The following is a 26,851-nucleotide window of genomic DNA, read 5'->3' on the forward strand; positions in this document are numbered from 1 at the left end:
GACCCCGCCTGTAGGTGTCGGGCAGACGGCGGGGCGGGCGGCGCCGGTGTGGGCCGCCGTACTTTTCGAGGGGGAGCCGACGGCCCGGCCGGCCTCCTTGTGAGGAATCTCAGTCAAGCGTGACGGGAGTGGCGACGGCAGAGCGCACACCCCCCGGATTCGGGCGTTCCGTTCACACCCCGTGTGAAGTCACCTCTACTACGCTGGCCACACCGAGCCACCGGAGGGCCTCCATGCAGCCCAATACCCTGCTCGACGCGATCCTCGACGAGGCGGGAATCTCTCACGCGGGCCTGGCTGCCCACGTCAATCAGGCAGGGAAGAGGCGAGGCCTCGCCCTGCGGTACGAACACACCGCCGTGTCACGGTGGTTGAAGGGCCAGCGCCCACGAGGCCAGGTGCCCGACCTGATCTGCGAGGTACTGGCGGGGCGACTCCAGCGCACCGTCACCCTCGACGACATCGGCCTCGGCGTGCCGGGCCTGCCGGCCGTCGGGCACAACTCCATGGCCTCGACGCTCTCGGGGTTCGTGGAGCGGGCCACGGCCTTGTGGCGCTCGGACGAACAGCAGCGCCCACACCTCCTCGGCGCACCCGCGGTCACGGGAACACCCGCGGTGATGCCGGTCTGGGAGTGGGAGAACCCGCCCGAGGACGTGGACGTCTCGCGTGGCGGCAGGCATCCGGTGAGCACGGCCGACATCGACATGATGCGCGCGGCCCGCGCCCACTACGAGCAGATGTACCGCAAGACCGGCGGCATCGCGACCCGCACCCGCATCGTCGGCTTCCTGAACGCAGAGGCCGCGCCGCTGCTGCGCGGCAGCTACACGGACGAGACCGGCCGCCAACTGCACAGATCCACCGGTGGGTTGGTGGCCATCGCGGGGATCTGCGCCTATGACTCGGACGCGCACGGCCTGGCCCAGCGCTACTTCCACCAGGCCCTGCGCCTGGCAAAGGCCAGCGGGGACCGGGGGCTTGGCGCCTATGTCATCGCGCTGCTCGTCAACCAGTCGCTGTTCATGCGCGAGTACCGTCAGGCGGTGGCCTTCGCGGAGGCCGCGCTGCGCGCCGCGGGGCGCGAACTGACCCCGGCCCTGGCCTCCGATCTCTACGCCATGCAGGCCAAGTCGTACGCACACCTGGGCGACGGCAGCAGCGCGCTGTCGTGCATCCGGCGTGCGGAGGTCGCGGCGGATCGCATCCGGCGTGGGCGCGAGCCGGACGAAACCGGCTATGTCCAGCCCGGACTCGTCAACGTACAAGTGGCGGAGGCACTGCTCAGCCTCGGCGACCTCTCGGGGGCGTACGAACACGCGGCTGCGGCGGTGGACACCCCGGCACATGACAGGGGCCGGGTCCATCGGCTCGCCATGCTCAGCCAGATCGAACTGCGCCAGGGGAACACCGACGAGGCGGTGGCCACAGCGGTGGAAATGGCAGAACAGGCACGGGGGATGGAGTCCCAACGGCTGCGCGACCGGCTGCGGGCCGTGCGGGAACATCTGGTGCGCAGCGACTGCGCGGGCACGGCCGAGGCGGCCGAACTCATCGACGGGGCGCTGCGCGTACCCCTGTGATGCGCGCCGCGCGTACGACGGCGTCGGCCGTGGCGAGCACTGACGAGCACTGAATCCGGGCGCCGTCCACACGCTGCTCTGAACACCCTCCTGCTGCGATATTGCCATCTACTCGGCGGAAGGTGGCAGAACCGTGCAGTGGACGAAACAAAGCGAACAAACTGTGTATGGAAATCGATGGTTCACGGTCAATCTGGCAGATGTTGAGCTGCCCGACGGCCGGCACCTCGATCACTTCCTGATACGGCTGCGGCCCGTCGCCGTGGCCACCGTGGTCAATGAGGCCAACGAGGTGCTGCTGCTCTGGCGGCACCGCTTCATCACCGACAGCTGGGGCTGGGAACTCGCGGCCGGCGTCGTCGAGGACGGGGAGGATCTCGCGTATGCGGCCGCCCGGGAAATGGAGGAGGAGACCGGCTGGCGGCCGGGCCCGTTACGACACCTCATGAGTGTCGAGCCGTCCAATGGGCTCACCGATGCCAGACACCACATCTACTGGTCCGACGAGTGCACCTACATCGGTCATCCCGAGGACGACTTCGAGTCCGACCGCCGTGAATGGGTCCCACTCAAACTCGTCCCTGACATGGTGGCCCGCGGAGAAGTACCCGCCGCCAACATGGCGGCGGCACTACTCCTCCTGCACCACCTGCGTCTGGGCCAGGACGCGCACTAACGGCCGATGGCCTGCCAGATCGCCACGGCGAGCGCACCGACCGCCGTCAGGGCGAGAAGGGCGGGCAGCGGCCATCGAGTGTGCTCAAGTGCGGTGATCCTTACGGTCAGTTCATCCTGGTTTTTGACGCTTTGTTCGTCGTGTTGGGTGAGCAACGCCAGCTGTCCGTCGACGCGGGTCAGACCCACGTCCAAGCTGCGGCGTAACTCGGCGAGTTCTTGCGGGACCACGCGATGCTCGGGGTCGGCGGTCACTGGTCCGCTCCTCTCTGTAGCTGTCGATCCCCCTGCTGCGCACAGAAAGTCAACTCGCCTGGTGGCCAGGACGGGAGAGTGTGCGAAGGGCATATGCGAGCCCATGGCGCACACGGTGTGTGAACGCCGCGGGCCCGGCACTCGGTCGAGTGCCCGGCCCGCGTGCGGTGCGAAGTTCCGGGTGCAGGTGTGAGCCCGCCGCGTCAGCCGTACGGGTAGAAGCCCGAGCCGGACTTACGGCCGAGCCTTCCCGCGTCCACCATCCGCTGGAGCAGCGGGGGAGCGGCGTACAGCGGCTCCTTGTACTCGGCGTACATGCTGTCGGCGACCGAGGCGACGGTGTCGAGGCCGATCAGGTCGGCGAGCTTGAGCGGACCCATCGGGTGGGCACAGCCCATCTCCATGCCGTTGTCGATGTCCTCGCGGCTCGCGATGCCCGACTCGAACATCCGGATCGCGGAGAGCAGGTACGGGATGAGCAGGGCGTTGACCACGAAGCCCGAGCGGTCCTGGGCGCGGATCGCGTGCTTGCCGAGCACCTTCTCGACCATGGCCTGCGCGCGGCTGATCGTCCCCTCGGACGTCGTGAGCGCGGGGATCAGCTCGACGAGCTGCTGCACGGGTGCCGGGTTGAAGAAGTGGATGCCGATGACCGCGTCGGGGCGCGACGTCGCGACGGCCAGCTTCACCAGCGGGATGGAGGAGGTGTTGGAGGCGAGGATCGCGTCCTGCCTAGTCACCACCTGGTCGAGCACCTGGAAGATCTCGGTCTTGACCGCCTCGTTCTCGACGACCGCCTCGATGACGAGGTCGCGGTCGGAGAACTCCCCGAGGTCGGTCGTGAAGCTGAGACGGCCGAGCGTCTCGTCGCGCTCCTCCTCCGAGATCTTGCCGCGCTCGGCGGCCTTGGAGAGGGAGTTGTAGAGCCGGGTGCGGCCGATCTCCAGGGCCTCGCCGGTGGTCTCCGCGACCATCACGTCCAGTCCGGAGCGGGCGCAGACCTCCGCGATCCCGGCGCCCATCTGGCCACAGCCCACTACTCCGACGCGTGCGATGTCGGGCATAGAGTCGGTCACCTCGTGCCTTTCGCTGATCAACGGGCGGGCAGTCCCCCGTATGGATGCGGTGTCTGCCCCAGCGGTGAACGTTACCGCCGAACCTCAGGTGCATGACGTGCCGGGTCGGGCATGCTGTCCGGTACAAGCAGCGGTTCCGGCGGATATACAGGCCAGGGGGCGAGCGGATGAGGCGTATGTCACGCCGAGGTTTCACGATTGCGGCAGCCGCGATGGTGGCGGGGCTCACAGCGGCGGGGGACGCGGCAGCCGTGCCCGGGAGGGCTCCTTCGCGCCGCGAGCTGCGGGGCATGTGGCTGGCGACCGTCGTCAACCGCGACTGGCCGTCGAAGCCCGGACTCCCGGCGGCCGAGCAGCGCGCCGAGCTGATCGGTCACCTCGACACGGCCGTACGGCGCCGCCTGAACGCCGTGGTCTTCCAAGTGCGGCCCACCGCCGACGCGTTGTGGCCCTCGCCGTACGAGCCCTGGGCGGAGTGCCTGACCGGCGTGCAGGGCAAGCACCCCGGCTGGGACCCGCTGGGCACCGCCGTGGCCGAGGCACACCGCAGGGGCCTTGAACTGCACGCGTGGTTCAACCCCTTCCGCATCGCCAACCACACGGACCCCTCGCGGCTCGTCCCGACACACCCCGCGCGCCTGCACCCCGACTGGGTCGTGCCGTACGGCGGGAAGCTCTACTACAACCCCGGTCTGCCCGAGGTGCGCCGCTTCGTCCAGGACGCGATGCTCGACGCCCTGCGCCACTACGCCATCGACGCGGTGCACTGGGACGACTACTTCTACCCGTATCCGGTCGCCGGGCAGGTCTTCGACGACGACGACGCCTTCGCGCGCTACGGCGGCGGTTTCCCGGACCGGGCCGCCTGGCGGCGCGACAACATCGACCGCCTGGTGCGGGAGATGGCGACGCGGGTGAAGAAGGTGCGGGGGCGCGCGCAGTTCGGGATCAGCCCGTTCGGGGTGTGGCGCAATGCCTCGACCGATCCGCTCGGTTCGGACACCCAGGCCGGCGTGCAGACCTACGACAACCTGCACGCCGACACGCGCGGCTGGGTCAAGAAGGGCTGGCTCGACTACATCTGCCCCCAGCTGTACTGGAACATCGGCTTCACCGTGGCGGACTACGGCAAGCTGCTGCCCTGGTGGGCCGATGTCGTCGAGGGCACGGGCGTGCGCCTGTACGTGGGGGAGGCCCTCTACAAGGCGGGCGACCCCGCACAGCCCGCCGCCTGGCAGGACCCCGCCGAGCTGTCCCGCCACCTCACGTACGCCAAGGGGTTCCCGCAGGCCCGCGGTCATGTGTACTTCTCGGCGAAGGAAGTGGGCGTGGACAAGATCGGCGCGATGGCGCGCGTGGTGGCCGACCACTACCACAAGCCGGCCAAGCCACCCCGCTGACGCCGATCGGGTCCTGCGCCGGATGTTACGAGGCCGGGTCCTGGTGCCGTACGACGGTGTCGGGGCCCGGTGACAGCAGAGTCTCGTGGCCGTCGTCGAAGCGGACGCGATACGGCGGGCCGCCGTCCGCGCCGAGCACCTCGACGACCTGTGCGATCCGGTCGTGCTGCCCGACGGTCCTGCCGTGCAGCACCAGCTCGTCGCCTACGGTTGCACGCATCTGGAGCGACCTCCTTGTCCCACCCTGCGGTTGCTTTCCGTGGCCGCAAGTCTACGTCCGGTGGCGGAACCTTGGGCCCTAGCTGCGCGCCCGTTGGGTCACCGCGATGCAGACGAGGACGGCCGCGGCGGTCAGTGGCGCGGCCGGGGTGAGGTGCTCGCCGAGCAGGAACACCGACCAGACCAGCGTGAGCAGCGGCTGCGCCAGCTGGAGCTGGCTGGCCTTGGGCACGCCGATCGCGGCCATGCCCCGGTACCAGACGACCAGGCCGAGGAACTGCGAGCCGATGGCGGCGTAGAGCAGCCCGGCGGTGCTGTGTCCGGTGAGCTGGAAGGGCTCGTGCTGGAGGGCGACCGCCGCGCCCACCACGGCGAGCGGCAGGCACAGGACCAGCGCCCAGCCGATGACCTGCCAGCCCGGCATCTCGCGGGCGAGACGACCGCCCTCGGTGTAGCCGGCCGCGCAGATGAGGAGCGAGGCGAAGAGGTAGAGGTCGGCGGTCGACAGGGCGCCACCGCTCTGCTGGACCGTGAACGCGATCACCGCAGCCGCGCCGGTGAGGGCCGCGGCCCAGAACGTGCGCGAGGGACGGGCCCCGGTGCGCAGCGCCGAGAACACGGCGGTGGTCAGCGGGAGCAGGCCGACGACCACGGCCGCGTGGGCGGTGGTGGAGGTCTGCAGGGCGAGCGTGGTGAGCAGCGGGAAGCCGACGACGACCCCGGCGGCGACGACCGCGAGCCCGGCCCAGTGGCGGCGGGCGGGCAGCGGGATGCGCAGGACGAGCAGGGCGCCGCCCGCGATGACCGCGCTCAGGACGCAGCGCAGGGCCACGAACGACCAGGGGCCGATGCCCTCGAGCCCCCACGCGGTGGCGGGGAACGTGAGCGAGAAGGCGGTGACGCCGAGCGCGGCCATGACGGTGCCCGCTCTGCGGGAGCGGTGCTGCGGGGGCCCTGCGGCTGTGGCGGGGGCCGTGGTGACCGCTATCCGGCTCGGGCGAGTAGCGCTATCCTGTGCTGTCATGCATGAGGGTAGCAGTGTCGCTGAGTTGGTCAAACGGTTGCGGGACGAGTTGGACCGCTACTCTCCTGGTGGAAAGCTGCCGTCGAGCCGGGCGCTGGTCGACCGGTTCAGGGTGAGCCCGGTGACCGTGTCGCGGGCCCTGGGGCAACTGGCCGCCGAGGGCCTGGTCGTCTCCCGGCCCGGCGCCGGTGTGTTCCGCGCCGAACCGCAGACCACCGTGGCGCCGACCGGGGACACCTCGTGGCAAGAGGTGTCGCTGAGCGCCGACGCGGCGACGGAACTCGTGCCGCGCGCGGTGGACGCCTCCGGGGTCCTGGTCACGCTCGCGGCGCCCTCGCACGGCGTCATCGAGTTCAACGGCGGCTATCTGCACCCCTCGCTGCAGCCCGAGCGCGCGATGGCGGCGGCCCTCGCCCGGGCGGGGCGGCGGCCCGGCGCGTGGGGGAGGCCGCCGATCGACGGCCTCCCCGAGCTGCGGGAGTGGTTCGCGCGGGGCATCGGCGGCGCGATCACGGCCGCCGAGGTGCTGATCACCGCGGGCGGCCAGAGCGGGCTCACCACGGCACTGCGGGCGCTCGCCCCACCCGGCGCGCCCGTCCTGGTCGAGTCACCGACCTACCCCGGCATGCTGGCCATCGCCCGCGCGGCGGGACTGCGGCCGGTTCCGGTGCCGGTGGACGTGGACGGTGTACGACCCCAGCTGCTCGCCGCGGCGTTCAAGGCCACGGGGGCGCGGGTGTTCGTCTGCCAGCCGCTGTTCCAGAACCCGACGGGGGCGGTGCTCTTGGCGGAGCGGCGCCCGGAGGTGCTCCGCATCGCCCGCGAGGCCGGGGCCTTCGTCATCGAGGACGACTTCGTGCGCCGTCTCGTCCACGAGGACGCGGGGCCGCTGCCCAGGCCCCTGCAGTCCGACGACCCCGACGGGGTCGTGGTGCACGTCTGCTCGCTCACCAAGGCGACGTCGCCGAGCTTCAGGGTGAGCGCGCTCGCCGCGCGCGGCCCGGTCCTCGAGCGGCTGCGCGCGATCCAGGTCGTCGACCACTTCTTCGTGCCGAGACCGCTTCAGGAGGCGGCGCTCGAACTGGTCGGTTCCCCGGCCTGGCCGCGTCATCTGCGCAACGTGGCAGGGGAGTTGAAGGACCGCAGGGACGCGATGGCCGCGGCCCTGCGCCTTCACCTGCCCGAACTCGCCCTGCCGCACATCCCCGCGGGCGGCTACCTCCTGTGGCTGCGCCTGCCCGACGGCACGGACGAGGCGGCCCTCGCGGGAGCGGCACTGCGCGCGGGCGTCGCGGTGGCCCCCGGCCGCCCGTACTTCGCGGCCGAACCTCCCGCGGCGCACCTGAGGATGAGCTTCGCCGCGGTCGCCGGGGTCCAGGAGATCGCCGAAGGGGTACGCAGGCTGCGAGGGGCGTGCGACGAGGTGTGGGGGAGCGCCCGCTGAGGGCTGCCCGCCCAGTTGACCGCGCCTGCCCTGGTGCCGTTGGGCGTGGCCGAGCTGCGCTACTGCTCGCCCACGCCGCGCAGCCGCGCCACCGGCGACGGCCTCGGCTTCGCGCCCCTGGCCCAACCCGCCCTGCGGGACTGCAACATGGGACGCCGGCGCGGTCTGACCCTGGCCGACGTGACGGCGTGCGAGCCGGCCGCCGTCGACGCTGGCTGCGGGATCCGCACTCGGCCCGCACGGGGGCGAGTTGCTCCTCGGGTTCATCTCGCGGATCGGCGGCCGGCTGGACACGCGGCCCGTCGGTGACGGCCCGCGGGTCTCGCGGTGGCCGAGCCCGCGGTGGTCCGCTCGGCGCTCGTCCACGCCCTGAAGGCGCCCCCGTCGACGTACTGGAACATCGACGTCCGCCCCCTGTCGACGGTCACCCCGACCGGTCGCGGGGGCCGCTGGAACCTGCGCATCGCGTGTACGCCGTCGTGAGGATCAGGTCCTTGGCCGGGCCAGCGACCCGCCACCGGGTACGCCAGCGCCGCTCGTCGTACACCTCGAACTCGCCGCGGTAGAGGTCGAGCGCGCACGGGTGGTCGGCGGTGTGCCTGCCGGTGCGCAGGTCCAGGTCGTGGAAGGGGCGGCCGTCGGCGAACAGGACGTGCGCGGTGGCGGGGTCGTCTCCCGGCACGAAGCGGAGGGTGCGTCCGGCGGGGCGGGGAGTGCCGCGCCAGGTGAAGGTGCCGGACTCGTGGTGCAGGAGGCCGCCGTCATCGGACGGGGCGAACACCGTGGTGCCCGAGAAGTGACCTTCCGCGTCGCCCGCCAGATCCCGGGCCGTCCGTTCCACCTGCCAGGCCCCGGCCAGGTACGCCAGCACGTCCGGTACGCCGTGGAAGGCCCGAGGGCCCTCCACGTGTCGCGCGCCGTCGTGCGCGGCTGCTTCATCCGGAAAGGGCATGACCGCAGGCTACGCGGCCGCCACCCCCGGCCGGTGACCCGGGATGTCTACTTGTCGACGAATCCAAGACTGTTCTCGTCGTACCGCGTCCCGGCGACCGCACCCGCCGGTGCCGCGGCGTCGATCGCCGCGAGTTCGTCGGCGGAGAGCTCGACGGCGAGCGCGCCCAGGTTCTCCGTGAGGTACTTCTCCCGGCGCGTGCCCGGGATCGGCACCACGTCATCGCCGCGGTGCTGCACCCAGGCGAGGGCGAGCTGCCCCGCGGTGACGCCCTTCTCCTCGGCGAGCGTGTTGAGGGCGGCGACGATGGGCAGGTTGCGCTCCAGGTTCCCGTCGGCGAACCGCGGCTGGTCGCGCCGCATGTCCCCTTCCTGGAGACCGGCGACCGAGGTGTAGCGCCCGGTCAGGAAACCGCGGCCGAGCGGCGAGAACGGCACGATGCCGACGCCGAGTTCGCGGCAGACCGGCGCGATCTCCGCCTCCAGGTCCCGCGTCCACAGCGACCACTCGCTCTGCAGCGCGGCGATCGGATGCACCGCGTGCGCCCGCCGGATCGTCTGCGCGCTCGCCTCGGAGAGCCCCAGATGACGTACCTTCCCGGCCTCGACGAGCTCGTCCATGGCGCCGACGGTCTCCTCGATGGGCACGCTCTGGTCGACGCGGTGCAGGTAGTACAGGTCGATGTGGTCGACCCCGAGCCGCCGCAGCGAGGCGTCACACGCCTGTCGTACGTACGCCGCGTCGCCCCTGATCCGCGTCGGCTCGCCGAGGCGGTTGGCGAAGCCGAACTTCGTGGCGAGGACGGCCTGCTCGCGGCGGCCGGCCAGCGCGCGGCCGATCAGCTCTTCGTTGTGCCCCTCGCCGTAGAAGTCGGACGTGTCGAGCAGGGTGACGCCGAGGTCGAGGGCGCGGTGGAGCGTCGCGATCGACTGCGCGTCGTCCGAGGCGCCGTACGCGTGGCTCATCCCCATGCAGCCGAGCCCTTGCGCCGAGACGGTCAGTGCACCGAGACGGCGGGTGGGAATGCTGGTCATGCCGGTACCTCCAGGTGGAGCCGTGTGCCCGTGCAGGGCGGACGGCTCCGACCCTAGGAGTTGGAGTCAGCTCCAAGTCAAACCATTTGTAAGGGCGTTGGGGTCACTTCTGGTCCGCCGCCGCGTACAGTGCCGCCACGTCGATCTTCTTCATGCCGAGCATGGCGGCCATGGCGCGCTGCGCCCGTGCCTCGTCGGGGCCGGACACGAGCTCGCCCAACGCGGCGGGGACGACCTGCCAGGAGAGACCGAACCTGTCCTTGAGCCAGCCACAGGGGCCCTCCTCGCCACCCTCGGAGAGCTTCGTCCAGTAGTGGTCGACCTCGGCCTGGTCGGCGCACTCGATCGTGAAGGAGACCGCTTCGTTGAAGGTGAACTGGGGGCCGCCGTTGAGCACCAGGTACGGCAGGCCGTCGAGCTCGAAGTCGACGGTCATCACGGTCCCGGCCGGCCGCGGCCCGGCGTCGCCGTAGTGGGCGACGTTCGTGATCTTCGAGTTCGGGAAGACCGACACATAGAACCTGGCGGCGTCCTCGCCCTGCGTGTCGAACCAGAGGGTGGGCGTGATGCGGGGCATGACTCTCTCCTGTCGTCGGCGCGACGTGTGTCCGTCGCCTGTCTGTACTGACCCTTGCTCGCGCGCGAACTCATCGCCACCCGCGTGACCGCGTACCGGAAGCCGCGGCGACGGCGGGCTCCTCTCCCTTGACCCTCGTTGCATAAAACTGCGGCCATGCGTATAGTCATGCCATCCAAGAGGAGGGTTCCATGGCGGTACGCGCAGCAGTGGCGGGAGCGAGTGGGTACGCGGGCGGCGAATTGCTGCGTCTGCTGCTCGTCCACCCCGAGGTGGAGATCGGCGCCCTGACCGGCAACTCGAACGCGGGCCAGCGTCTGGGCGCGCTGCAGCCGCACCTGATGCCGCTCGCCGACCGGGTTCTGGAGCCGACCACCGCCGAGGTGCTCGCCGGTCACGATGTCGTCTTCCTCGCCCTGCCCCACGGCCAGTCCGCCGCCGTCGCCGAGCAGCTCGGCCCGGACGTCCTCGTCGTCGACATGGGCGCCGACTTCCGGCTCAAGGACGCGGCCGACTGGGAGAAGTTCTACGGCAGCGAGCACGCCGGAACCTGGCCCTACGGCCTGCCCGAGCTGCCCGGCGCCCGCGCGGCCCTCGAAGGCTCCAAGCGCATCGCGGTGCCCGGCTGCTATCCCACCGCCGTATCGCTCGCGCTCTTTCCCGCGTACGCCGCCGGGCTCGCCGAGGCCGAGGCGGTCGTCGTCGCCGCTTCCGGGACCTCGGGCGCGGGCAAGGCCGCCAAGCCGCATCTGCTCGGCTCCGAGGTCATGGGCTCCATGTCGCCGTACGGCGTCGGCGGGGTCCACCGGCACACCCCCGAGATGACCCAGAACCTTTCCGTGGCCGCGGGCACCCCCGTCACCGTCTCCTTCACGCCCACCCTGGCCCCGATGCCCCGCGGCATCCTCGCCACGTGCAGCGCGAAGGCGAAGGAGGGGGTCACCGCCGAGAGCGTGCGGGCCGCGTACGAGAAGGCCTACGCGGACGAGCCCTTCGTCCGGCTGCTCCCCGAGGGGCAGTGGCCCGCGACCGCCGCCGTGTACGGCTCGAACGCCGTACAGATCCAGGTCGCGTACGACGAGGCGGCGGGGCGCGTCATCGTGATCAGCGCCATCGACAACCTCACCAAGGGCACCGCGGGCGGCGCCCTGCAGAGCATGAACATCGCCCTCGGCCTCGACGAGGCCACCGGGCTCTCTACGATCGGAGTCGCGCCGTGAGTGTGACGGCAGCTAAGGGATTCACGGCGGCGGGCATCGCCGCCGGGATCAAGGAGAACGGCAACCCGGACCTGGCCCTCGTGGTCAACACCGGGCCCCGCCTGGCCGCCGCGGGCGTCTTCACCTCCAACCGCGTCAAGGCCGCTCCCGTCCTCTGGTCGGAGCAGGTCGTCAAGGGCGGACTCGTGTCGGCCGTCGTCCTCAACTCCGGTGGCGCCAACGCCTGTACGGGGCCGCAGGGCTTCCAGGACACGCACGCCACCGCCGAGAAGGTCGCCGAGACCCTCGACCTGAACGCGGGCGAGGTCGCCGTCGCGTCGACGGGCCTCATCGGTGTCACGCTCCCCATGGACAAGCTCCTGCCGGGCGTCGAGAGTGCGGCCGGTGAACTCTCCGCGCACGGCGGCGAGAAGGCCGCCATCGCCATCAAGACCACCGACAGCGTGCACAAGACGGCCGTGGTCACGAAGGACGGCTGGACCGTGGGCGGCATGGCGAAGGGCGCGGGCATGCTCGCCCCCGGACTCGCCACGATGCTCGTCGTCCTGACCACGGACGCCGACCTGGAGGCCGACGTCCTGGACAAGGCCCTGCGGGACGCCACGAAGGTCACCTTCGACCGGGTCGACTCCGACGGCTGCATGTCGACGAACGACACGGTGCTGCTTCTCGCCTCCGGCGCTTCTCAAGTGGCCCCGGAATACGCCGAGTTCGCCGAGGCCGTCCGTACCGTCTGTGACGATCTCGCCCGCCAGCTCATCGGCGACGCCGAGGGCGCGAGCAAGGACATCCGGATCGAGGTCATCAACGCGGCGAGTGAGGACGACGCCGTCGAGGTGGGCCGCTCCATCGCCCGCAACAACCTCCTCAAGTGCGCCCTGCACGGCGAGGACCCCAACTGGGGCCGGGTCCTCTCCGCCATCGGCACCACGAAGGCCGCCTTCGAGCCCGACCAGCTGAACGTCGCCATCAACGACGTCTGGGTCTGCAAGAACGGCAGCGTGGGCGAGGACCGCGACCTCGTCGACATGCGCTACCGGGAAATCAAGATCACCGCGGACCTGGCTGCGGGCACCGCCGAGTCCGTCGTGATCTGGGCCAACGACCTCACCGCCGACTACGTCCACGAGAACAGCGCGTACTCCTCATGAGCGGCAACACGAGCGGCAATCCGACCGCGCGGAAGCACACCGCGCTCCCCAAGGCGCAGATCCTCATCGAGGCGCTGCCCTGGCTGACCAGGCACCGCGGCAAGACCGTCGTCATCAAGTTCGGCGGCAACGCCATGGTCGACGAGGCGCTGAAGGCGGCCTTCGCGCAGGACGTCGTCTTCCTGCACCACGCGGGCCTCAGGCCCGTCGTCGTGCACGGCGGCGGACCGCAGATCAGCAAGGCCCTCGACCGCCACGGCATCGTCAGCGAGTTCAAGGCGGGCCTGCGCGTCACCACCGAGGACGCCATGGACGTCGTACGGATGGTGCTCGCCGGACAGGTGCAGCGTGAGCTCGTCGGGCTGCTCAACCAGCACGGCCCGCTGGCCGTCGGTCTCACCGGCGAGGACGCGCACACCATCACCGCCACCAAGCACCAGCCCCGCATCGAGGGCGAGTTGGTCGACATCGGCCGCGTCGGCGAGATCACCGAGATCGACACCGGCGCCATCGAGGCACTGCTCGCGGACGGCCGCATCCCGGTCGTCTCCTCGATCGCCCGCTCCCAGGACGACCACCATGTCTACAACGTCAATGCTGATACGGCGGCTGCGGCACTTGCGGCTGCGCTGGACGCCGAGACCCTCATGGTCCTCACGGACGTCGAGGGCCTCTATGAGGACTGGCCCAACAGCGACGAGGTGATCAGCCGCCTGACCGCGAAGGAGCTGGAGAAGCTCCTGCCCGAGCTGGCCAGCGGCATGGTCCCGAAGATGGAGGGCTGCCTGCACGCCGTGCGCAACGGCGTCGAGACGGCCCGTGTGATCGACGGCCGGGTCCAGCACTCGATCCTGCTGGAGATCTTCACCGACGAGGGCATCGGCACGATGGTCGTGCCGGACGCGCCCGACGACCTGACCGAGGGGGAAGCGGCATGACCGGCAACGAGGAGCTGACCAAGCGCTGGCAGGACGCGCTGATGGACAACTACGGCACCCCCAGGCTGCCCCTCGTCCGCGGCGCGGGAGCCAAGCTCTGGGACGCCGACGGCAAGGAGTACGTCGACTTCGTCGGCGGCATCGCGGTCAACGCGCTCGGCCACGCCCACCCGGCGGTCGTCGAGGCGGTCAGCACCCAGATCGCCTCCCTGGGCCACGTATCGAACCTGTTCGTCGCCGAGCCGCCGGTCGCCCTGGCCGAGCGGCTGCTCCAGCTCTTCGGGCGCGAGGGCCGGGTGTACTTCTGCAACTCCGGCGCCGAGGCCAACGAAGGCGCCTTCAAGATCGGCCGCCTGACCGGGCGTTCGCACATGGTCGCCACGGACGGCGGCTTCCACGGCCGGACCATGGGGGCGCTCGCGCTCACCGGCCAGCCCGGCAAGCGGGAGCCGTTCCTGCCGCTGCCCGGCGACGTCACCCACGTCCCGTACGGCGACGTCGAGGCCCTGCGGGCCGCGGTCACCGAAGAGACGGCCCTCGTCGTCATCGAGCCCATCCAGGGCGAGAACGGCGTGGTCGTGCCGCCCGCGGGCTATCTCAAGGCGGCCCGCGACATCACCAAGGTCACCGGAACCCTCCTCGTCCTCGACGAGGTGCAGACCGGAATCGGCCGTACCGGCCACTGGTTCGAGTACCTCGCGCACGAGGGCGTGCAGCCCGACGTCGTCACGCTCGCGAAGGGTCTCGGCGGCGGCCTGCCGCTCGGCGCGACGGTCGCGTTCGGTGCGGCGGCCGAGCTCCTGAAGCCCGGTCACCACGGAACGACGTTCGGCGGGAACCCCGTGGCATGCGCCGCGGGACTCGCGGTGCTCGACACGATCGAGGCCGACGGACTCCTGGACAACGTGAAGCGGGCGAGCGAGAAGCTGCGCGACGGAATCGAGTCACTCGGACACCCGCTCGTGGGCCATGTCCGGGGCGCGGGCCTGCTGCTGGGTATCGTGCTCACCGAGCCGCTCGCGCCCCAGGTGCAGCAGGCGGCTCAGGACGCCGGCTTCCTGGTGAACGCGCCCGCCCCTGATGTCGTACGGCTGATGCCGCCGCTGAACGTGCGCGACGACGAGGTGGACGCGCTCATCGGGGCCCTGCCAGGCGTGCTTGACCAGGCCACCGCGGCCGACGGGGACGGACGATCCGGAGAATGAGACGACGATGAGCCAGGCGCAAGGCAACGAGCACGCGGAACACCCGGATCACACCGGGCCCGCCGTGCCGCAGACCCGCACCGCACGCCACCGCCGGATCGTGGACATCCTCAACCGGCAGCCGGTGCGCTCCCAGAGCCAGCTGGCGAAGCTGCTCGCCGACGACGGCCTCACGGTCACCCAGGCGACGCTGTCGCGGGACCTGGACGAGCTGAACGCCGTGAAGATCCGCAACGCCGAGGGCGACCTGATCTACGCGGTGCCGAGCGAGGGCGGCTTCCGCACGCCGCGCGCGCCGCTCGGGGAGTCGGCCAAGGAGGAGCGGATGCGCCGCCTCTCCGCGGAGCTCCTGATCTCCGCGGAGGCCTCGGCCAACCTGGTGGTCCTGCGCACACCGCCGGGCGCGGCCCAGTTCCTCGCCTCGGCGATCGACCAGGCGGAACTGCACGACATCCTGGGGACGATCGCCGGAGACGACACCCTGATGCTGATCAGCCGGGAGGCCACGGGGGGTCAGGCGCTGGCGGATCACCTGCTGCGGCTGGCTTCGAACGAGCACTGACCGGGCCCCTGGCCTTGGGCACCGCCCATCACCGGCTTCGCCGAGTTCGTCCTCAAACGCCGGACGGGCTGGATTCCGTCTCCTGCTCCGTTCGGCGTGCCCGGTGCGACATCCAGGCGGCGACCAAGGCCCCCGAGATGTTGTGCCACACGGAGAACACGGCGGCGGGCAGTGCGGCGAGCGGGCTGAAGTGGGCGGTGGCGAGCGACGCCGCGAGCCCCGAGTTCTGCATGCCGACCTCGAAGGCCATGGCCCGCGACGCGGGCGGGCCGAGCCGGGCCAGCTTGCCCGCGCCGTAGCCGAGCGCGAGGCCGAGGCCGTTGTGCAGGACGACGGCGACGAACACCAGCAGGGCGGCGGACTTGATGGCCGCCGCGCTGCCCGCGACCACCACGGCCACGATGACGGCGATGGTCAGCGCGGACAGCCACGGCAGCGCGCTGAGCACCCGCCCGATGTAGCGGCCGAACAGCAGGCGTACGACGAGACCGGCGAGGACCGGCAGCAGCACGGTCTTGAGGATGTCGGTGACCATCGACCCCGCGTCCACGGGCAGGTACTCGCCCGCGAGGAGCAGGGTCAGCGGCGGCGTGATGAGCGGCGCGAGCACGGTCGAGACGGTGGCCACGGACACGGACAGGGCCACGTCGCCGCGCGCCAGGTAGGTCACGACGTTGGACGCGGTCCCGCTCGGCGCGCAGCCCACGAGGATCACACCGGCCGCCAGCTGGGGCGAGAGCCCGAGCGCGTGGGCGATCAGCCAGCCGAGCCCCGGCATGATCACGTAGTGCGCGACCAGACCGAGTGCGACGGCCCAGGGCCGCTTGACGACGCCCTGGAAGTCGAGCGGGGTCATGGTGAGCCCCATGCAGAACATCACGAGCCCCAGGAGGTACGGGACGTTCGTGCCCCAGCCCTCGAAGGTGTCCGGCGTCATCAGGCCGAGCGCGCCCGCGGCGAGCACGAGGACGGGGAAGACCGTGACGGCGAGGCGGGCCGCCCTGTCGCCGCTCTCCGTTGAACTGGGGATCGTCTGTTCGGTTTGCACCCGGCGATGCAACGCCGCCGCGTGGCACGGACGCAAACCCGTCTCGATATGTGGTCGCTACACGGAGCTGGTGCGGCCGCTCAGTACCGGGTGATGGCGGTCGCCCCTGACGCCGTCCCGATCGCCATGTGCGGCCGCCGGTCCGGCTCGGCCCAGCGCAGGATGCGGGCCATGGCCTCACCCGGCACGGACACACAACCCGCCGTCGCGCCGCGGCCGTTGACGTGCAGGAAGATCCCGGCGCCGCGGCCGCGCACCGGGCGGTCGTAGTTGAAGCCGATCACCAGGGCGTGCGTGTACTGGGGGTCGTACGTGATGAGGTGCTCGGACTCGGCGGCGCGGCAGTCGGCGGGGCGGGGCTGCGTCCAGCGGTTGTAGGAGCGGGAGTCGTTGTCCTGGCACCACCAGGAGTTCTTCGCGACCCGGCGGTAGGGGTAGGTCGTGCCCGCCGGCTCGGCCCTGATCCCGAAGGCGTACGGGAGGCGGTAGAGCCCGGTGGGGGTGGTGTTGGTCCCCTGCTTGCGGGAGCCGCCCTCCACCAGGCCTTTCGCGCCGAAGCGTGCCGCCGCGGAGCCGGTCTTCGTCCACCCTCCGCCGCGCCGGTCCCACCAGGTGACGGTGCCGGTGGTGGAACCGGTGCGTGCGGCCTCGGCGGTGATGAGCTGGCTGCCGCCGCCCGTGTCGGCCATGCGGTCCGGCAGCCGAGGGCCCGTGCCCGGCGCGGCCCCGAGGGTTCCGGTGACGGCGAGCACGAGGGCGGCTGCGGAGGCGAGAACGGCGGCACGGGGGCGCATGGCTCAGACCGTAGTGGGGGGCAGGGGCAGTGGCAGGCCCGGCAGGCCGTCGATGCTCCGTGCGATGTACTCCTTCTTGCTGAAGTAGGCGCTCAGGGACGTGTCGTCCTCGCGGGCGAAACGCTTGGCGTGCAGGTCGCGGTCCTCGTCGTACGACATGAAGGGCACCGCGTATCCGCAGGTGTCGCGGATGAGTTCGGCCCGCACGACGATGATGGCGCGCAGGCCGTGCGGGGTCGGGTCTATGTCGGGGAAGTGCCCGAGCAGCTCCGCCCAGCGCGGGTCGTCGCGGAAGACGGGTTCGCCGCGCCCGTGCACCCGGACGATGTTCGGCGGCCCCTGGAAGGCGGTCCACATCAGGGTGATGCGGCCGTTCTCCCGCAGATGCGCGACCGTTTCGGCGTTGCTGCCCGCGAAGTCCAGATAGGCGATGGTGAGATCGTCGATGACGGCGAGGGAGCCGGTCAGGCCTTTGGGGGAGAGGTTGATCGTGCCGTCGTCGGCCAGGGGCGCGGTGGCGGTGAAGAAGACGGGCTGAGCCTCGATGAAGGAGCGGAGTCTGCCGTCGATGCGTTCGTGAGTCTTTCCCATGGCCAGGGATTATTCGCCGAGATACTTCGCCTGTCTAATGACTTCGGGCGCCGTCTCGGCCCATGGCTGGATTGACGAAACATACGGAGTTCTGCATACTCATGCATGACGGCGAATGCAGGCTAAGGAGTACGTGAAGTGAGCAGCAACAACGGCGGTGACGTCCGGCTCTGGGGCGGCCGGTTCGCGGACGGCCCGGCCGAGGCCCTGGCCAAGCTGTCGGCGTCGGTCCACTTCGACTGGCGCCTCGCGCCGTACGACATCGCCGGGTCCCGCGCCCACGCACGCGTGCTCCACAAGGCGGGGCTGCTCACCGAGGACGAGCTGACCCGCATGCTGGGTGGCCTCGACCAGCTCGAGGCCGACGTGGCCGACGGCTCCTTCGTGGGCACCATCGCCGACGAGGACGTTCACACCGCTTTGGAGCGGGGCCTCCTTGAGCGCCTCGGGGCGGACCTCGGCGGCAAGCTGCGCGCGGGACGTTCGCGCAACGACCAGGTGGCGACGCTCTTCCGGATGTATCTGCGGGACCACGCCCGCGTCATCGGCGGCCTGATCGCCGACCTCCAGGGCGCGCTGGTCGGCCTCGCCGAGGCGCACCCGGACGTCGCCATGCCGGGCCGTACGCACCTCCAGCACGCCCAGCCCGTGCTCTTCGCGCACCACGTCCTCGCGCACGTCCAGTCGCTCTCCCGGGACGCGGGACGCCTGCGGCAGTGGGACGAGCGGACGGCCGTGTCGCCGTACGGCTCGGGCGCGCTCGCGGGATCCTCGCTCGGTCTCGACCCGGAGGCCGTCGCCGCGGACCTCGGCTTCGAGCACGGCTCGGCCGCCAACTCCATCGACGGGACGGCGTCCCGTGACTTCGCGGCGGAGTTCGCCTTCATCACCGCGATGATCGGCGTGAACCTCTCCCGGATCGCCGAGGAGATCATCCTGTGGAACACGAAGGAGTTCTCCTTCGTCACGCTCCACGACGCCTTCTCCACCGGCTCGTCGATCATGCCGCAGAAGAAGAATCCGGACATCGCCGAGCTGGCGCGGGGCAAGTCCGGGCGGCTCATCGGCAACCTGACCGGCCTGATGGCCACGCTCAAGGCGCTTCCCCTCGCGTACAACCGCGACCTCCAGGAGGACAAGGAGCCGGTCTTCGACTCCTGCGACCAGCTCGAGGTCCTGCTCCCCGCCTTCACCGGCATGATGGCGACGCTCACCGTGCACCGCGAGCGCATGGAGGAGCTGGCCCCGGCCGGCTTCTCGCTCGCCACGGACATCGCCGAGTGGCTGGTCAAGCAGGGTGTGCCGTTCCGGGTGGCGCACGAGGTCGCCGGCGAGTGCGTCAAGGAGTGCGAGGCGCACGGCATCGAGCTCGACCAGCTCACGGACGAGCAGTTCGCCAAGATCTCCGAGCACCTGACCCCCGAGGTCCGCACCGTCCTGAACGTCCCCGGCGCCCTGGCGTCCCGCAACGGCCGCGGCGGCACCGCTCCCTCGGCCGTCGCCGCCCAGCTCACCGAGGTCAAGGCCGACCTGACGGTCCAGCGGGAGTGGGCCGCGGCGCGTAAGTGACGCCGGGGCAGCGCGTGCCGCGTTGACGTGGGCATCGCGGGTTACGTTGGTCGTCTTCCGCAGGAAGCCGGAGGAGCCGACCGAACGGAGCCCGCGATGCCCTTTTCTCGCCTGGCCGCAGCCACCACCCCCACCGCCCACATCGGTTTCGGCCTCGCCGCCGTCGGCAGGCCCGGCTACATCACGCTCGGCCGCGACGCCGACCTGCCGCCCTCGCGCAGCGTCGAGGCCCTGCGCGAACGCACCCTCGAACTCCTGGACGCCGCCTACGCGTTGGGCGTGCGGTACATCGACGTGGCGCGCTCCTACGGCCGCTCCGAGGAGTTCCTCGCCGACTGGCTGCACGCCAGGCCCGACATCCATGACGTCGTGATCGGCAGCAAGTGGGGCTATACCTACACGGCCGCATGGAACGCCGACGCCGCGGGCCCGCACGAGGTCAAGGACCACAGCCTCGCCGCGTACGTCCGCCAGCGCGAGGAGAGCGCCCAACTGCTCGGCGAACGGCTCGACCTCTATCAGATCCACTCCGTGACTCCGGAGAGCCCCGCCCTCGCCGACAAGGAACTCCAGGCCAAGCTGGCCGAGTTGGCGTCCACGGGCGTGACGGTCGGGCTCTCCGTCAGCGGCCCTCAGCAGGCGGCCGCGATCCGCGCCGCCCTCGAGGTGACCGTCGACGGCGAGCCCCTCTTCCGTACGGTCCAGGCCACGTACAACGCCCTGGAGACATCGGCGGGCCCCGCGCTCGCCGAGGCCCACGACGCGGGCCTCACCGTCCTGGTCAAGGAGGCCATGGCCAACGGCCGCCTCGCCGACCCGCAGGCTCCCGCCGCCCTGTGCGAGATCGCCGAAGCCACCGGGCTCGGCTGTGACGCCGTCGCCCTGGCCCTGGTCCTCCGGCAGCCGTGGGCAGGCGTCGTCCTCTCCGGCGCCGCCACCTCGGTCCAGCTCGTATCGAACCTGCACGCGGCGGCCGTGGACCTCGACGCCGGGCAGCTGGAGCGGCTCGCGGGTCTGGTGGAGGAGCCCGCCGCGTACTGGGAGCGCCGCGGGCAGCTGCCCTGGCACTGAGAAACCCCCGGCGTCACCCCTCCGCTGAGAGGCGCGCGTATCTCGTGAGACAAAAATGTCTCATATGGATTATGGTTGTCTCATGTCAGTCGATCGCGATCAGGTGCTGCGCAGTGCCGCGGCGCTCCTCACCCGCAAAGGCTCGGCCACGATGGACGAAGTGGCGCGCGCGGCGGGGATCAGCCGTGCCACCCTGCACCGCCACTTCGCCGGGCGCGACGCCCTCGTGCGCGCCCTGGAGGAGCTCGGCATCCAGGAGTGCGAGGCCGCCCTGGAGGCGGCCAGGCTCGGCGAGGACACCGCCCAGGAGGCACTGCGCCGCCTGGTGAAGGAGATCCAGCCGGCCGCGGGCCTTCTCGCGTTCCTCGTCACCGAGAACCAGCTGTTCGAGGACGACGCCCAGCACGAGGGCTGGTCCCGGCTCGACGACAGCATCGGCGCGCTCTTCCGGCGCGGCCAGGAGAGCGGGGAGTTCCGCATCGACCTGAGCCCCGCCTGGCTCACGGAGGCGCTGTACGGCCTCGTCGGCGCAGGCGCCTGGGCCGTACTGGACGGCCGCGTGGCCGCCAAGGACTTCACACACATGATCGCCGAGCTGCTGATCGGCGGCGCACAACGGAGAGTGGAACCATGACCAGCATCGAACAGCGGACCGCGTCGGCGGAGGTCGAGCGCAGCCCCGGCCGCTGGCTCGCGCTCGCCGTGCTGGTCCTGGCCGTGCTGCTCGTCGCCGTGGACGCGACGGTGCTCGGCCTCGCCACCCCCTACATCAGCGAGGACCTCAAGCCGACCGGCACGCAACTGCTGTGGATCGGCGACATCTACTCGTTCGTCATCGCGGGTCTGCTGGTCTCGATGGGCAGCCTCGGTGACCGCATCGGCCGCAAGAAGCTGCTGCTGATCGGCGCCGTCGCCTTCGGCGCGGTCTCGGTCCTGAACGCCTACGCGACGACGCCCGAGCTGCTCATGCTGGCCCGCGCGCTGCTCGGTGTCGCGGGTGCGACGCTGATGCCGTCCACGCTCGCGCTGATCCGCAACATCTTCCACGACCCCCGCGAGCGCAGCCTCGCGGTCGGCATCTGGGGTGCCATGGCGTCGGCCGGTGCCGCCGTCGGCCCTGTCGTCGGCGGTTTCCTGCTCGAACACTTCTGGTGGGGCTCGGTCTTCCTGATCAACCTGCCGGTGATGGCGGTCCTGGTCGTCGTCGGCATCAAGTTCCTGCCCGAGTCGAAGAACCCGGCGCCGGGCCCGTGGGACCTGGTCAGCGTCGTGCTCTCGCTCATCGGCATGATCGCCGTCGTGTACGCCATCAAGGAGGCGGCGGCGCACGGCATCCGCTGGGACATCGGGGCGGCGGCCGTGCTCGGCGTGGCCGCGCTCACCTGGTTCGTACGGCGCCAGCTCACCCTGACGGCGCCTCTCCTGGACATGCGTCTGTTCCGCAACCGGGGGTTCTCCGGGGCGGTCCTCGCCGACCTCCTCACGGTCCTCGGGCTCTCGGGCCTGGTCTTCTTCCTCTCCCAGTTCCTGCAACTGGTCCAGGGGCGGCGGCCGTTCGAGGCGGGCCTTGCCGAACTGCCCGCCGCGGTGGGCGCGGTGGCGGCCGGTCTGATCGCGGGCATGGTCGCGCGGCGGTTCTCCGTGCGCGCGGTGGTGGCCGGTGGACTCGCGGCGGTGGGCATCGCGCTTGCGGCGCTCACCACGCTGGAACAGAGCACCGGCTATCCGCTGCTCGGGGCCTCGCTCCTGGTCGTCGGCATCGGCGCGGGCTTCTCGTTCACGGTGACCGCCGAGGTCATCCTCTCCAGCGTGCCCAAGGAGCAGGCGGGCGCCGCGTCCGCGGTCTCCGAGACGGCGTACGAACTGGGCGCCGCCCTGGGCATCGCCCTGCTCGGCTCCATCGTCACCGGTGTCTACCGCGACTTCACCGCCCCGGCGGGCACCCCGCCCGAGGTGGCATCGGCAGCGCACGAGTCACTGGGCGGCGCGGTGGAATCCTCCGCGAGCCTGCCCGCCCACGAGGCCCAGGCCATGCTGGCCTCGGCCCAGGGCGCCTTCGTCGACGGCCTGCGCCTGGCGGCGGGTGTGGGCGCGGGGGTACTCATCGCCACCGCCGTGGCGGCGTGGTTCCTGTTGAAGGGCTCGAAGCTGGAGGACGGCGTGGAGCACTAGTCATTGACCGCTGACACGAAGGAGGGCCGTACCCCGCGGGGTACGGCCCTCCTTCGTGCGTCGCGTACCGTCAGGCGGCTTTCGCCTTGGTGGCGTACATGTCCACGTACTCCTGACCGGAGAGCTGCATGACCTCCGTCATCACGGAGTCCGTCACGGCGCGCAGCACGTAGCGGTCGCGGTCCATGCCCTCGTAGCGCGAGAACTCCATCGGCTCACCGAAGCGCACCGTCACGCGGCCCGGCCGCGGCAGGCCCTTGCCGCCCGGCTGGAGCTTGTCCGTGCCGATCATCGCGAAGGGGACGACGGGCGCACCGGTCATGAGGGTCAGCCGGGCGATGCCCGTACGGCCGCGGTACAGACGGCCGTCGGGGGAGCGGGTGCCCTCGGGGTAGATGCCGAAGAGCTTGCCCTCCTCCAGGACGCGTCGCCCGGTCATCAGCGCGGCGACACCGCCGTGGCCGCCGTCGCGGTCCACGGGGATCATGCCGGAGCCGGTGAAGAACCAGGCCATCAGGCGGCCCTTGAGCCCCTTGCCGGTGACGTACTCGTCCTTGCCGATGAAGTACACCGGACGCGGGCAGACGAGGGGCATGATCATCGAGTCGATGAACGTGAGGTGATTTCCGGCCATGATGACCGGGCCAGTGCCCGGAATGTTCTCTGCGCCTTCCACCCGAGGGCGGAACATCAGACGCAAGATCGGTCCGAGCACAGCCTTGATGAGCGCGAGACGGGACAACGGGCCCTCCGGTGTCAACGGGTCGACGACGAGTATGTGCAGGTGAGGACGATACTCGCGGGTCCACGCTCACCGCACATCGGGTTCACGCACTGGATACGCAGAGTTGACATGCAGGTGCGTGGTGTAGCCCTCGGACCGCTCTCCCTGTGATGACGTTATCCCCGTGTGCCCCATGTGGCGCGTCCTAGTGGCCCTTGTCACGCGCCGAGGTCACGCGCTGCCACGCAGTTCCGGGGCGGACGCGCCGTACCGATGCCCACCGAAAGGACCCCACCCCGCACACCAGTCGCCATCCGGCGTCACCCTTACGTTCGGTCCAGGGTCTCCCGTCCGTCACGTGAGGCCACCTACGATCGTGCCGCTTTGTCAGGTGCAAGGCAGTACATCGGGAGGAGCGCTCAATGGCCACACAGAAGCCGGGTCGGTCGGGGTCGGGGTCGGGGGAGCGGAGCCCGGGGCGACGCGCGGTACTGGGAGCGGCGGTCCTCGGGGCGGGCACGGCCGTCGTGGGACTGCCCGGCGTGGCGAGAGCCGACGCCAGGCACGGGCACAGAGACCTGCCGGTCCCCACGGTCGTCGCGCACCGCGGCGCCAGCGGCTACCGGCCCGAGCACACGCTCGGCGCGTACCAGCTCGCCCTCGACATGGGCGCGCACGTCATCGAGCAGGACATCGTGCCCACCAAGGACGGCCATCTCGTATGCCGTCACGAGAACGACATCACCGGGACCACGGACGTCGCCGCGCACCCCGAGTTCGCGTCGCGCAAGACCACCAAGTCCGTGGACGGCACCTCCTACACCGGCTGGTTCACCGAGGACTTCACGCTCGCCGAGCTGAAGACGCTGCGCGCCAAGGAGCGCATCCCCGGCACCCGCCAGCGCAACACGCTCTACGACGGCCGCTGGGAGGTGCCCACCCTGGAGGAGGTCTTCCGGTGGGCCGACAAGCAGGGACGTGAGCGCGGCAAGCGGGTCTGGCTGCACATCGAGACCAAGCACCCCACGTACTTCCGCAAGCTGGGCCTCGGTCTCGAGGAGCCGCTCGCCAAGCTCCTTCGCAAGTACGGTCGGCACAAGAAGAGCTCGCCCAACTTCCTGCAGTCCTTCGAACCCAGCAGCATCCAGCGCCTGAACAAGCTGGTCGACCCGCCGCTCGTGGTGCTCCTCTCCGGCGCGAGCTCCCGCCCCTGGGACTTCGTCGAGGCGGGCGACCCGCGCACCGTCGCCGACCTCATCAAGCCCGAGGGCCTGAAGTGGATGGCGTCGTTCGCGCAGGGCATCGGCCCCACGCTCGACCTGATCATCCCGAGGAAGCCGGACGGAAGCCTCGGCACCCCGACCACCCTGGTCAAGGACGCGCACAAGGCGGGCCTGATCCTGCACCCGTACACGATGCGCAACGAGAACACCTTCCTGCCCGCGAACTTCAGGAAGGGCACCGACCCGGCGGCCTACGGCGACGCCTTCGGGGCCTTCAAGGCGTACTTCGAGACGGGCATCGACGGGATCTTCTCCGACAACTGCGACACCGCGCTGCTCGCCCGCGAGGACTTCGTCAACGGCTGACCGCCCGGCCCCGGTTGGGGTGACAGACGGCCGCCCCGGCAACCTCCTGCCGGGGCGGCCGCGTCACGCCCTGCATGACTCACTCGCTCATCCCCACGCTGCGCCCGCTCCTCGCCGCCGAGGCCTCCGCCGCGGCGCACGGCTCTGGCGCCGACCCCGGTGACCTGGAACAGGCCGTCTGGCTGCGCCTGTTGGAACGCATGGACGCCGCCGACCCACCCGCCGACCCGGCCACCTGGCTGCGCGCCGCCGTCGCCGCCGAGGCACGCCACAGCCGACGTACGCAGGAGCGCGAGGTGGCGTACGCGGCCGAGCCCGCCGACGACTCCGAGTGCGGGCCCGAGCAGCGCGCCCTGCGGGCCGACCGCGACCGCACCCTGCACGCGGCGGTGCGCAGACTGCCCGGCCGCTGCCCCGGTCTCATGGCGGCGCTGCTGTCCCCCGAGGACCTCACCTACCGGGAGATCGCAGGTGAGTTGGGAATGTCACAGGGCAGTCTGGGGCCCGAACGTTCCCGTTGCCTGGGATGCCTGCGCAGAATGCTCGCGGCGGAGGTTGCAGCTCCTGCACCGTGGGGAATGGAGCGATAGACAACCGGCGGAGCAGGTGAGCGGGAGGCATGCACACATGGGCATGAGCGTGACCATCTCGGAGGCGGGCGGACAGGACGCCGAGAAGATCCTCAAACTGCAGTACCTGTGCTACCAGAGCGAGGCCGAGCTGTACGGCGACCATTCCATCGAGCCGCTCACGCAGTCCCTCGACTCCATCAAGGCCGAACTGACCACCGGGAACGTGCTGGTGGCCCGCCTCGGGGACGAGGTGGTCGCGTCGGTGCGCGGCACGGTCGACGCCGACGGAACGGCGCGGATCGAGAAACTCATCGTCCACCCCAGGATGCAGCGCCACGGTCTGGGCGGCCGGCTCCTGGACGCGATAGAGAGGCGCCTCGGCGCGGGCGGCACCGCCAAGTGCTTCCAGCTCTCCAGCGGCCACCGCAGCGAACAGAACCTCCAGCTCTACCGCAAGCACGGCTATACGGCGGTGAACACCCGGCATGTGAACGACCGGCTCACGGTGGTGACGCTCGCCAAGGAGTCGGCCGACCAGGCGTATGCGGCCAGGGCCTAGCGCCCCGCCCGCCGCGCCTTGGTCAGCCAGAAGATCGCCGTGACCGGGAGGATCACCGGGATGAACAGATAGCCCATCCCGAAGTCCGACCACACCGTGGCATCGGGGAAGGCGGACGGCTCGACGAGCGTCCACGTCCCCACCGCCAGGACGCCCACCAGCTCGGCGGCGCAGCACACCAGCGCCGCCTTGCGGGCCCTCTCGCCGCCGCGTACGAGCGAGTACGTGATGAAGCCGTAGACGAGACCCGCGAGCGCGGACAGCGTGTACGCGAGCGGGGCCTTGTGGAAGTCCGCCGAGATCTGCACGGCCGAGCGCGACACGGCGCCGACCACCATCACCCCGTACAGCCACACCAGAAGGATGCCGGGACCGCCGACCAGCTTCTGGCGGGCGGGAGCCTCCGGCCGCCCGGAGTTCTCGGGTTCGGTCACCGTCACCTCAGCCTCCCCAGATGTCGTAGAGCCGTACCTGGAGCACGGCGAGGACCACGCCACCCGCGGCGACCGTGATGGAGCCCCAGCGGGTGCGCTCGGCCAGGGACATGAAGCCCGCCGCCGGCACGCAGGCGAAGGAACCGATCAGATACGCGATGAAGATCGTCATGCCCTGCTCGGGCTTCTCGCCCCGGGCCAGCTGGACGATGCCGACGATCAGCTGGACCGTGGCCAGGAAGGTCACCACGCCCATGCCGATGAAGTGCCAGTCCTTGGTCGGCTGGTCACGGTAGGCGGCGAAGCCGCACCACGCGGCGAGCGCGAGCGCGGCCACGGCGGTCGCGATCGTCAGGGCAACAAGCATGCCGTGACTTTATTACGGGCCCTTTGACCCCATGCGCGCACCCCTG

At 70.9% G+C, this 26,851-nt stretch carries 29 protein-coding genes and 1 pseudogene; 17 read left to right on the top strand and 13 right to left on the bottom strand.

What is annotated here, in order from left to right; genetic code table 11:
* Positions 1-233 precede the first annotated feature (233 nt).
* Together ACWD02_RS23500 and ACWD02_RS23505 are read left to right on the top strand one after the other, a co-directional pair.
* Positions 234-1,583 carry a transcriptional regulator gene (locus ACWD02_RS23500; protein ID WP_451214111.1) on the top strand — a complete coding sequence of 450 codons (1,350 nt, stop codon included), beginning with the start codon at positions 234-236 and terminating at the stop codon, positions 1,581-1,583.
* 133 nt (positions 1,584-1,716) lie between these two features.
* On the top strand, positions 1,717-2,259 hold the full coding sequence (locus ACWD02_RS23505) for an NUDIX domain-containing protein (protein WP_160503895.1): 543 nt from the start codon (positions 1,717-1,719) through the stop codon (positions 2,257-2,259).
* Here ACWD02_RS23505 and ACWD02_RS23510 read toward each other — a convergent pair.
* Entirely contained in the window at positions 2,256-2,513 is a 258-nt protein-coding gene (locus ACWD02_RS23510) for a hypothetical protein (protein WP_451214115.1), read from the bottom strand. The genes ACWD02_RS23505 and ACWD02_RS23510 overlap by 4 nt on opposite strands.
* 203 nt (positions 2,514-2,716) lie before the next feature.
* Positions 2,717-3,577 carry a 3-hydroxybutyryl-CoA dehydrogenase gene (locus tag ACWD02_RS23515; RefSeq protein WP_451214117.1) on the bottom strand — a complete coding sequence of 287 codons (861 nt, stop codon included), beginning with the start codon at positions 3,575-3,577 and terminating at the stop codon, positions 2,717-2,719.
* 179 nt (positions 3,578-3,756) lie between these two features.
* Between ACWD02_RS23515 and ACWD02_RS23520 the strand changes: the two genes are divergently transcribed.
* Complete coding sequence (locus ACWD02_RS23520) at positions 3,757-4,989, top strand: glycoside hydrolase family 10 protein (protein WP_451214120.1); 1,233 nt, start codon at positions 3,757-3,759, stop codon at positions 4,987-4,989.
* Positions 4,990-5,014: 25 nt separating this feature from the next.
* Here the strand turns inward: ACWD02_RS23520 and ACWD02_RS23525 are convergent, their stop codons facing one another.
* The gene (locus ACWD02_RS23525) at positions 5,015-5,209 is read right to left on the bottom strand and encodes a DUF1918 domain-containing protein (RefSeq protein WP_363210929.1); all 195 of its coding nucleotides are present in this window, start codon (positions 5,207-5,209) and stop codon (positions 5,015-5,017) included.
* 78 nt (positions 5,210-5,287) lie between these two features.
* A complete protein-coding gene (locus ACWD02_RS23530; RefSeq protein WP_451214123.1) occupies positions 5,288-6,232 on the bottom strand; it encodes a DMT family transporter in 945 nt (314 codons plus the stop codon).
* On the opposite strand from ACWD02_RS23530, the gene ACWD02_RS23535 reads away from it, so the two are divergent.
* Together ACWD02_RS23535 and ACWD02_RS23540 are read left to right on the top strand one after the other, a co-directional pair.
* Positions 6,231-7,676 carry an aminotransferase-like domain-containing protein gene (locus ACWD02_RS23535; protein ID WP_451214126.1) on the top strand — a complete coding sequence of 482 codons (1,446 nt, stop codon included), beginning with the start codon at positions 6,231-6,233 and terminating at the stop codon, positions 7,674-7,676. The genes ACWD02_RS23530 and ACWD02_RS23535 overlap by 2 nt on opposite strands.
* Before the next feature lie 3 nt (positions 7,677-7,679).
* A pseudogene (locus ACWD02_RS23540) lies at positions 7,680-8,159 on the top strand (histidine phosphatase family protein).
* On the opposite strand, the gene ACWD02_RS23545 reads toward ACWD02_RS23540, so the two are convergent.
* The 3 genes from ACWD02_RS23545 to ACWD02_RS23555 all read right to left on the bottom strand — a co-directional run bounded on the left by ACWD02_RS23545 (position 8,101) and on the right by ACWD02_RS23555 (position 10,239).
* Positions 8,101-8,628: a DUF6314 family protein gene (locus tag ACWD02_RS23545; RefSeq protein ID WP_451214129.1), complete on the bottom strand. Its 528-nt coding sequence runs from the start codon at positions 8,626-8,628 to the stop codon at positions 8,101-8,103. The pseudogene ACWD02_RS23540 and the gene ACWD02_RS23545 sit on opposite strands and share 59 nt — an antisense overlap.
* Before the next feature lie 47 nt (positions 8,629-8,675).
* The gene (locus tag ACWD02_RS23550) at positions 8,676-9,662 is read right to left on the bottom strand and encodes an aldo/keto reductase (protein WP_451214132.1); all 987 of its coding nucleotides are present in this window, start codon (positions 9,660-9,662) and stop codon (positions 8,676-8,678) included.
* A gap of 103 nt (positions 9,663-9,765) precedes the next feature.
* Positions 9,766-10,239: a VOC family protein gene (locus ACWD02_RS23555; protein WP_451214135.1), complete on the bottom strand. Its 474-nt coding sequence runs from the start codon at positions 10,237-10,239 to the stop codon at positions 9,766-9,768.
* A gap of 191 nt (positions 10,240-10,430) precedes the next feature.
* Between ACWD02_RS23555 and argC the strand changes: the two genes are divergently transcribed.
* From argC to ACWD02_RS23580, 5 genes are read left to right on the top strand one after another with little or no spacing between them, the layout of a single operon-like run.
* Positions 10,431-11,459: an N-acetyl-gamma-glutamyl-phosphate reductase gene (gene argC / locus ACWD02_RS23560; RefSeq protein WP_451214138.1), complete on the top strand. Its 1,029-nt coding sequence runs from the start codon at positions 10,431-10,433 to the stop codon at positions 11,457-11,459.
* On the top strand, positions 11,456-12,610 hold the full coding sequence (argJ, locus tag ACWD02_RS23565; protein ID WP_451214141.1) for a bifunctional glutamate N-acetyltransferase/amino-acid acetyltransferase ArgJ: 1,155 nt from the start codon (positions 11,456-11,458) through the stop codon (positions 12,608-12,610). The genes argC and argJ overlap by 4 nt, the downstream gene beginning before the upstream one ends.
* Positions 12,607-13,548: an acetylglutamate kinase gene (gene argB / locus ACWD02_RS23570; RefSeq protein ID WP_451214145.1), complete on the top strand. Its 942-nt coding sequence runs from the start codon at positions 12,607-12,609 to the stop codon at positions 13,546-13,548. Before argJ ends, argB begins: the two co-directional genes overlap by 4 nt.
* Positions 13,545-14,753, top strand: a complete 1,209-nt coding sequence (locus ACWD02_RS23575; RefSeq protein ID WP_451214148.1) for an acetylornithine transaminase — start codon at positions 13,545-13,547, stop codon at positions 14,751-14,753. The genes argB and ACWD02_RS23575 overlap by 4 nt, the downstream gene beginning before the upstream one ends.
* Positions 14,754-14,760: 7 nt before the next feature.
* Complete coding sequence (locus tag ACWD02_RS23580) at positions 14,761-15,315, top strand: arginine repressor (protein WP_451214151.1); 555 nt, start codon at positions 14,761-14,763, stop codon at positions 15,313-15,315.
* A 52-nt stretch (positions 15,316-15,367) separates the two neighbouring features.
* Here the strand turns inward: ACWD02_RS23580 and ACWD02_RS23585 are convergent, their stop codons facing one another.
* From ACWD02_RS23585 to ACWD02_RS23595, 3 genes are all read right to left on the bottom strand, one after another.
* Positions 15,368-16,363 carry a bile acid:sodium symporter family protein gene (locus ACWD02_RS23585; protein WP_451214154.1) on the bottom strand — a complete coding sequence of 332 codons (996 nt, stop codon included), beginning with the start codon at positions 16,361-16,363 and terminating at the stop codon, positions 15,368-15,370.
* A gap of 80 nt (positions 16,364-16,443) precedes the next feature.
* Positions 16,444-17,157 carry a L,D-transpeptidase family protein gene (locus ACWD02_RS23590; protein ID WP_451214156.1) on the bottom strand — a complete coding sequence of 238 codons (714 nt, stop codon included), beginning with the start codon at positions 17,155-17,157 and terminating at the stop codon, positions 16,444-16,446.
* 3 nt (positions 17,158-17,160) lie between these two features.
* Complete coding sequence (locus ACWD02_RS23595; RefSeq protein ID WP_451214159.1) at positions 17,161-17,748, bottom strand: pyridoxamine 5'-phosphate oxidase family protein; 588 nt, start codon at positions 17,746-17,748, stop codon at positions 17,161-17,163.
* Between the two features lie 138 nt (positions 17,749-17,886).
* Here ACWD02_RS23595 and argH point away from each other — a divergent pair, with 138 nt between their 5' ends.
* From argH to ACWD02_RS23615, 4 genes are all read left to right on the top strand, one after another.
* Entirely contained in the window at positions 17,887-19,317 is a 1,431-nt protein-coding gene (gene argH / locus ACWD02_RS23600; protein WP_451214162.1) for an argininosuccinate lyase, read from the top strand.
* Positions 19,318-19,413: 96 nt separating this feature from the next.
* Positions 19,414-20,388, top strand: coding sequence for an aldo/keto reductase (locus ACWD02_RS23605; RefSeq protein WP_451214165.1), 975 nt, complete (start codon positions 19,414-19,416; stop codon positions 20,386-20,388).
* A gap of 82 nt (positions 20,389-20,470) precedes the next feature.
* Entirely contained in the window at positions 20,471-21,022 is a 552-nt protein-coding gene (locus ACWD02_RS23610; protein ID WP_451214168.1) for a TetR/AcrR family transcriptional regulator, read from the top strand.
* Entirely contained in the window at positions 21,019-22,560 is a 1,542-nt protein-coding gene (locus tag ACWD02_RS23615) for an MFS transporter (RefSeq protein WP_451214171.1), read from the top strand. The genes ACWD02_RS23610 and ACWD02_RS23615 overlap by 4 nt, the downstream gene beginning before the upstream one ends.
* Positions 22,561-22,630: 70 nt before the next feature.
* On the opposite strand, the gene ACWD02_RS23620 is transcribed toward ACWD02_RS23615, so the two are convergent.
* Positions 22,631-23,194, bottom strand: coding sequence for a lysophospholipid acyltransferase family protein (locus ACWD02_RS23620; RefSeq protein ID WP_451214174.1), 564 nt, complete (start codon positions 23,192-23,194; stop codon positions 22,631-22,633).
* A 512-nt stretch (positions 23,195-23,706) separates the two neighbouring features.
* Here ACWD02_RS23620 and ACWD02_RS23625 point away from each other — a divergent pair.
* The 3 genes from ACWD02_RS23625 (at position 23,707) to ACWD02_RS23635 (ending at position 26,004) form a co-directional block, all read left to right on the top strand.
* The gene (locus ACWD02_RS23625; protein ID WP_451214177.1) at positions 23,707-24,873 is read left to right on the top strand and encodes a glycerophosphodiester phosphodiesterase; all 1,167 of its coding nucleotides are present in this window, start codon (positions 23,707-23,709) and stop codon (positions 24,871-24,873) included.
* A gap of 74 nt (positions 24,874-24,947) precedes the next feature.
* Complete coding sequence (locus tag ACWD02_RS23630) at positions 24,948-25,463, top strand: RNA polymerase sigma factor (RefSeq protein WP_451214180.1); 516 nt, start codon at positions 24,948-24,950, stop codon at positions 25,461-25,463.
* Positions 25,464-25,500: 37 nt separating this feature from the next.
* Positions 25,501-26,004, top strand: a complete 504-nt coding sequence (locus ACWD02_RS23635) for a GNAT family N-acetyltransferase (RefSeq protein ID WP_451214183.1) — start codon at positions 25,501-25,503, stop codon at positions 26,002-26,004.
* Here the strand turns inward: ACWD02_RS23635 and ACWD02_RS23640 are convergent.
* Both ACWD02_RS23640 and ACWD02_RS23645 read right to left on the bottom strand, forming a co-directional pair.
* The gene (locus ACWD02_RS23640) at positions 26,001-26,444 is read right to left on the bottom strand and encodes a hypothetical protein (RefSeq protein ID WP_451214186.1); all 444 of its coding nucleotides are present in this window, start codon (positions 26,442-26,444) and stop codon (positions 26,001-26,003) included. The genes ACWD02_RS23635 and ACWD02_RS23640 overlap by 4 nt on opposite strands.
* A 1-nt stretch (position 26,445) precedes the next feature.
* Complete coding sequence (locus ACWD02_RS23645) at positions 26,446-26,805, bottom strand: hypothetical protein (protein ID WP_363210953.1); 360 nt, start codon at positions 26,803-26,805, stop codon at positions 26,446-26,448.
* Positions 26,806-26,851 lie beyond the last annotated feature (46 nt).

The sequence above is a fragment of the Streptomyces sp. NPDC002853 genome, from assembly GCF_053591915.1.

Excerpts from the sequence above, each read along its gene's own strand:
- ACWD02_RS23500 (WP_451214111.1), top strand. The coding sequence starts at position 234 with ATGCAGCCCAATACCCTGCTCGACGCGATCCTCGACGAGGCGGGAATC.
- ACWD02_RS23515 (WP_451214117.1), bottom strand. The coding sequence starts at position 3,577 with ATGCCCGACATCGCACGCGTCGGAGTAGTGGGCTGTGGCCAGATGGGC.
- ACWD02_RS23520 (WP_451214120.1), top strand. The coding sequence starts at position 3,757 with ATGAGGCGTATGTCACGCCGAGGTTTCACGATTGCGGCAGCCGCGATG.
- ACWD02_RS23525 (WP_363210929.1), bottom strand. The coding sequence starts at position 5,209 with ATGCGTGCAACCGTAGGCGACGAGCTGGTGCTGCACGGCAGGACCGTC.
- ACWD02_RS23535 (WP_451214126.1), top strand. The coding sequence starts at position 6,231 with ATGCATGAGGGTAGCAGTGTCGCTGAGTTGGTCAAACGGTTGCGGGAC.
- ACWD02_RS23530 (WP_451214123.1), bottom strand. The coding sequence starts at position 6,232 with ATGACAGCACAGGATAGCGCTACTCGCCCGAGCCGGATAGCGGTCACC.
- ACWD02_RS23545 (WP_451214129.1), bottom strand. The coding sequence starts at position 8,628 with ATGCCCTTTCCGGATGAAGCAGCCGCGCACGACGGCGCGCGACACGTG.
- ACWD02_RS23550 (WP_451214132.1), bottom strand. The coding sequence starts at position 9,662 with ATGACCAGCATTCCCACCCGCCGTCTCGGTGCACTGACCGTCTCGGCG.
- ACWD02_RS23555 (WP_451214135.1), bottom strand. The coding sequence starts at position 10,239 with ATGCCCCGCATCACGCCCACCCTCTGGTTCGACACGCAGGGCGAGGAC.
- argC (WP_451214138.1), top strand. The coding sequence starts at position 10,431 with ATGGCGGTACGCGCAGCAGTGGCGGGAGCGAGTGGGTACGCGGGCGGC.
- argB (WP_451214145.1), top strand. The coding sequence starts at position 12,607 with ATGAGCGGCAACACGAGCGGCAATCCGACCGCGCGGAAGCACACCGCG.
- ACWD02_RS23575 (WP_451214148.1), top strand. The coding sequence starts at position 13,545 with ATGACCGGCAACGAGGAGCTGACCAAGCGCTGGCAGGACGCGCTGATG.
- ACWD02_RS23580 (WP_451214151.1), top strand. The coding sequence starts at position 14,761 with ATGAGCCAGGCGCAAGGCAACGAGCACGCGGAACACCCGGATCACACC.
- ACWD02_RS23590 (WP_451214156.1), bottom strand. The coding sequence starts at position 17,157 with ATGCGCCCCCGTGCCGCCGTTCTCGCCTCCGCAGCCGCCCTCGTGCTC.
- ACWD02_RS23595 (WP_451214159.1), bottom strand. The coding sequence starts at position 17,748 with ATGGGAAAGACTCACGAACGCATCGACGGCAGACTCCGCTCCTTCATC.
- ACWD02_RS23605 (WP_451214165.1), top strand. The coding sequence starts at position 19,414 with ATGCCCTTTTCTCGCCTGGCCGCAGCCACCACCCCCACCGCCCACATC.
- ACWD02_RS23610 (WP_451214168.1), top strand. The coding sequence starts at position 20,471 with ATGTCAGTCGATCGCGATCAGGTGCTGCGCAGTGCCGCGGCGCTCCTC.
- ACWD02_RS23615 (WP_451214171.1), top strand. The coding sequence starts at position 21,019 with ATGACCAGCATCGAACAGCGGACCGCGTCGGCGGAGGTCGAGCGCAGC.
- ACWD02_RS23620 (WP_451214174.1), bottom strand. The coding sequence starts at position 23,194 with ATGGCCGGAAATCACCTCACGTTCATCGACTCGATGATCATGCCCCTC.
- ACWD02_RS23625 (WP_451214177.1), top strand. The coding sequence starts at position 23,707 with ATGGCCACACAGAAGCCGGGTCGGTCGGGGTCGGGGTCGGGGGAGCGG.
- ACWD02_RS23630 (WP_451214180.1), top strand. The coding sequence starts at position 24,948 with ATGACTCACTCGCTCATCCCCACGCTGCGCCCGCTCCTCGCCGCCGAG.
- ACWD02_RS23635 (WP_451214183.1), top strand. The coding sequence starts at position 25,501 with ATGGGCATGAGCGTGACCATCTCGGAGGCGGGCGGACAGGACGCCGAG.
- ACWD02_RS23645 (WP_363210953.1), bottom strand. The coding sequence starts at position 26,805 with ATGCTTGTTGCCCTGACGATCGCGACCGCCGTGGCCGCGCTCGCGCTC.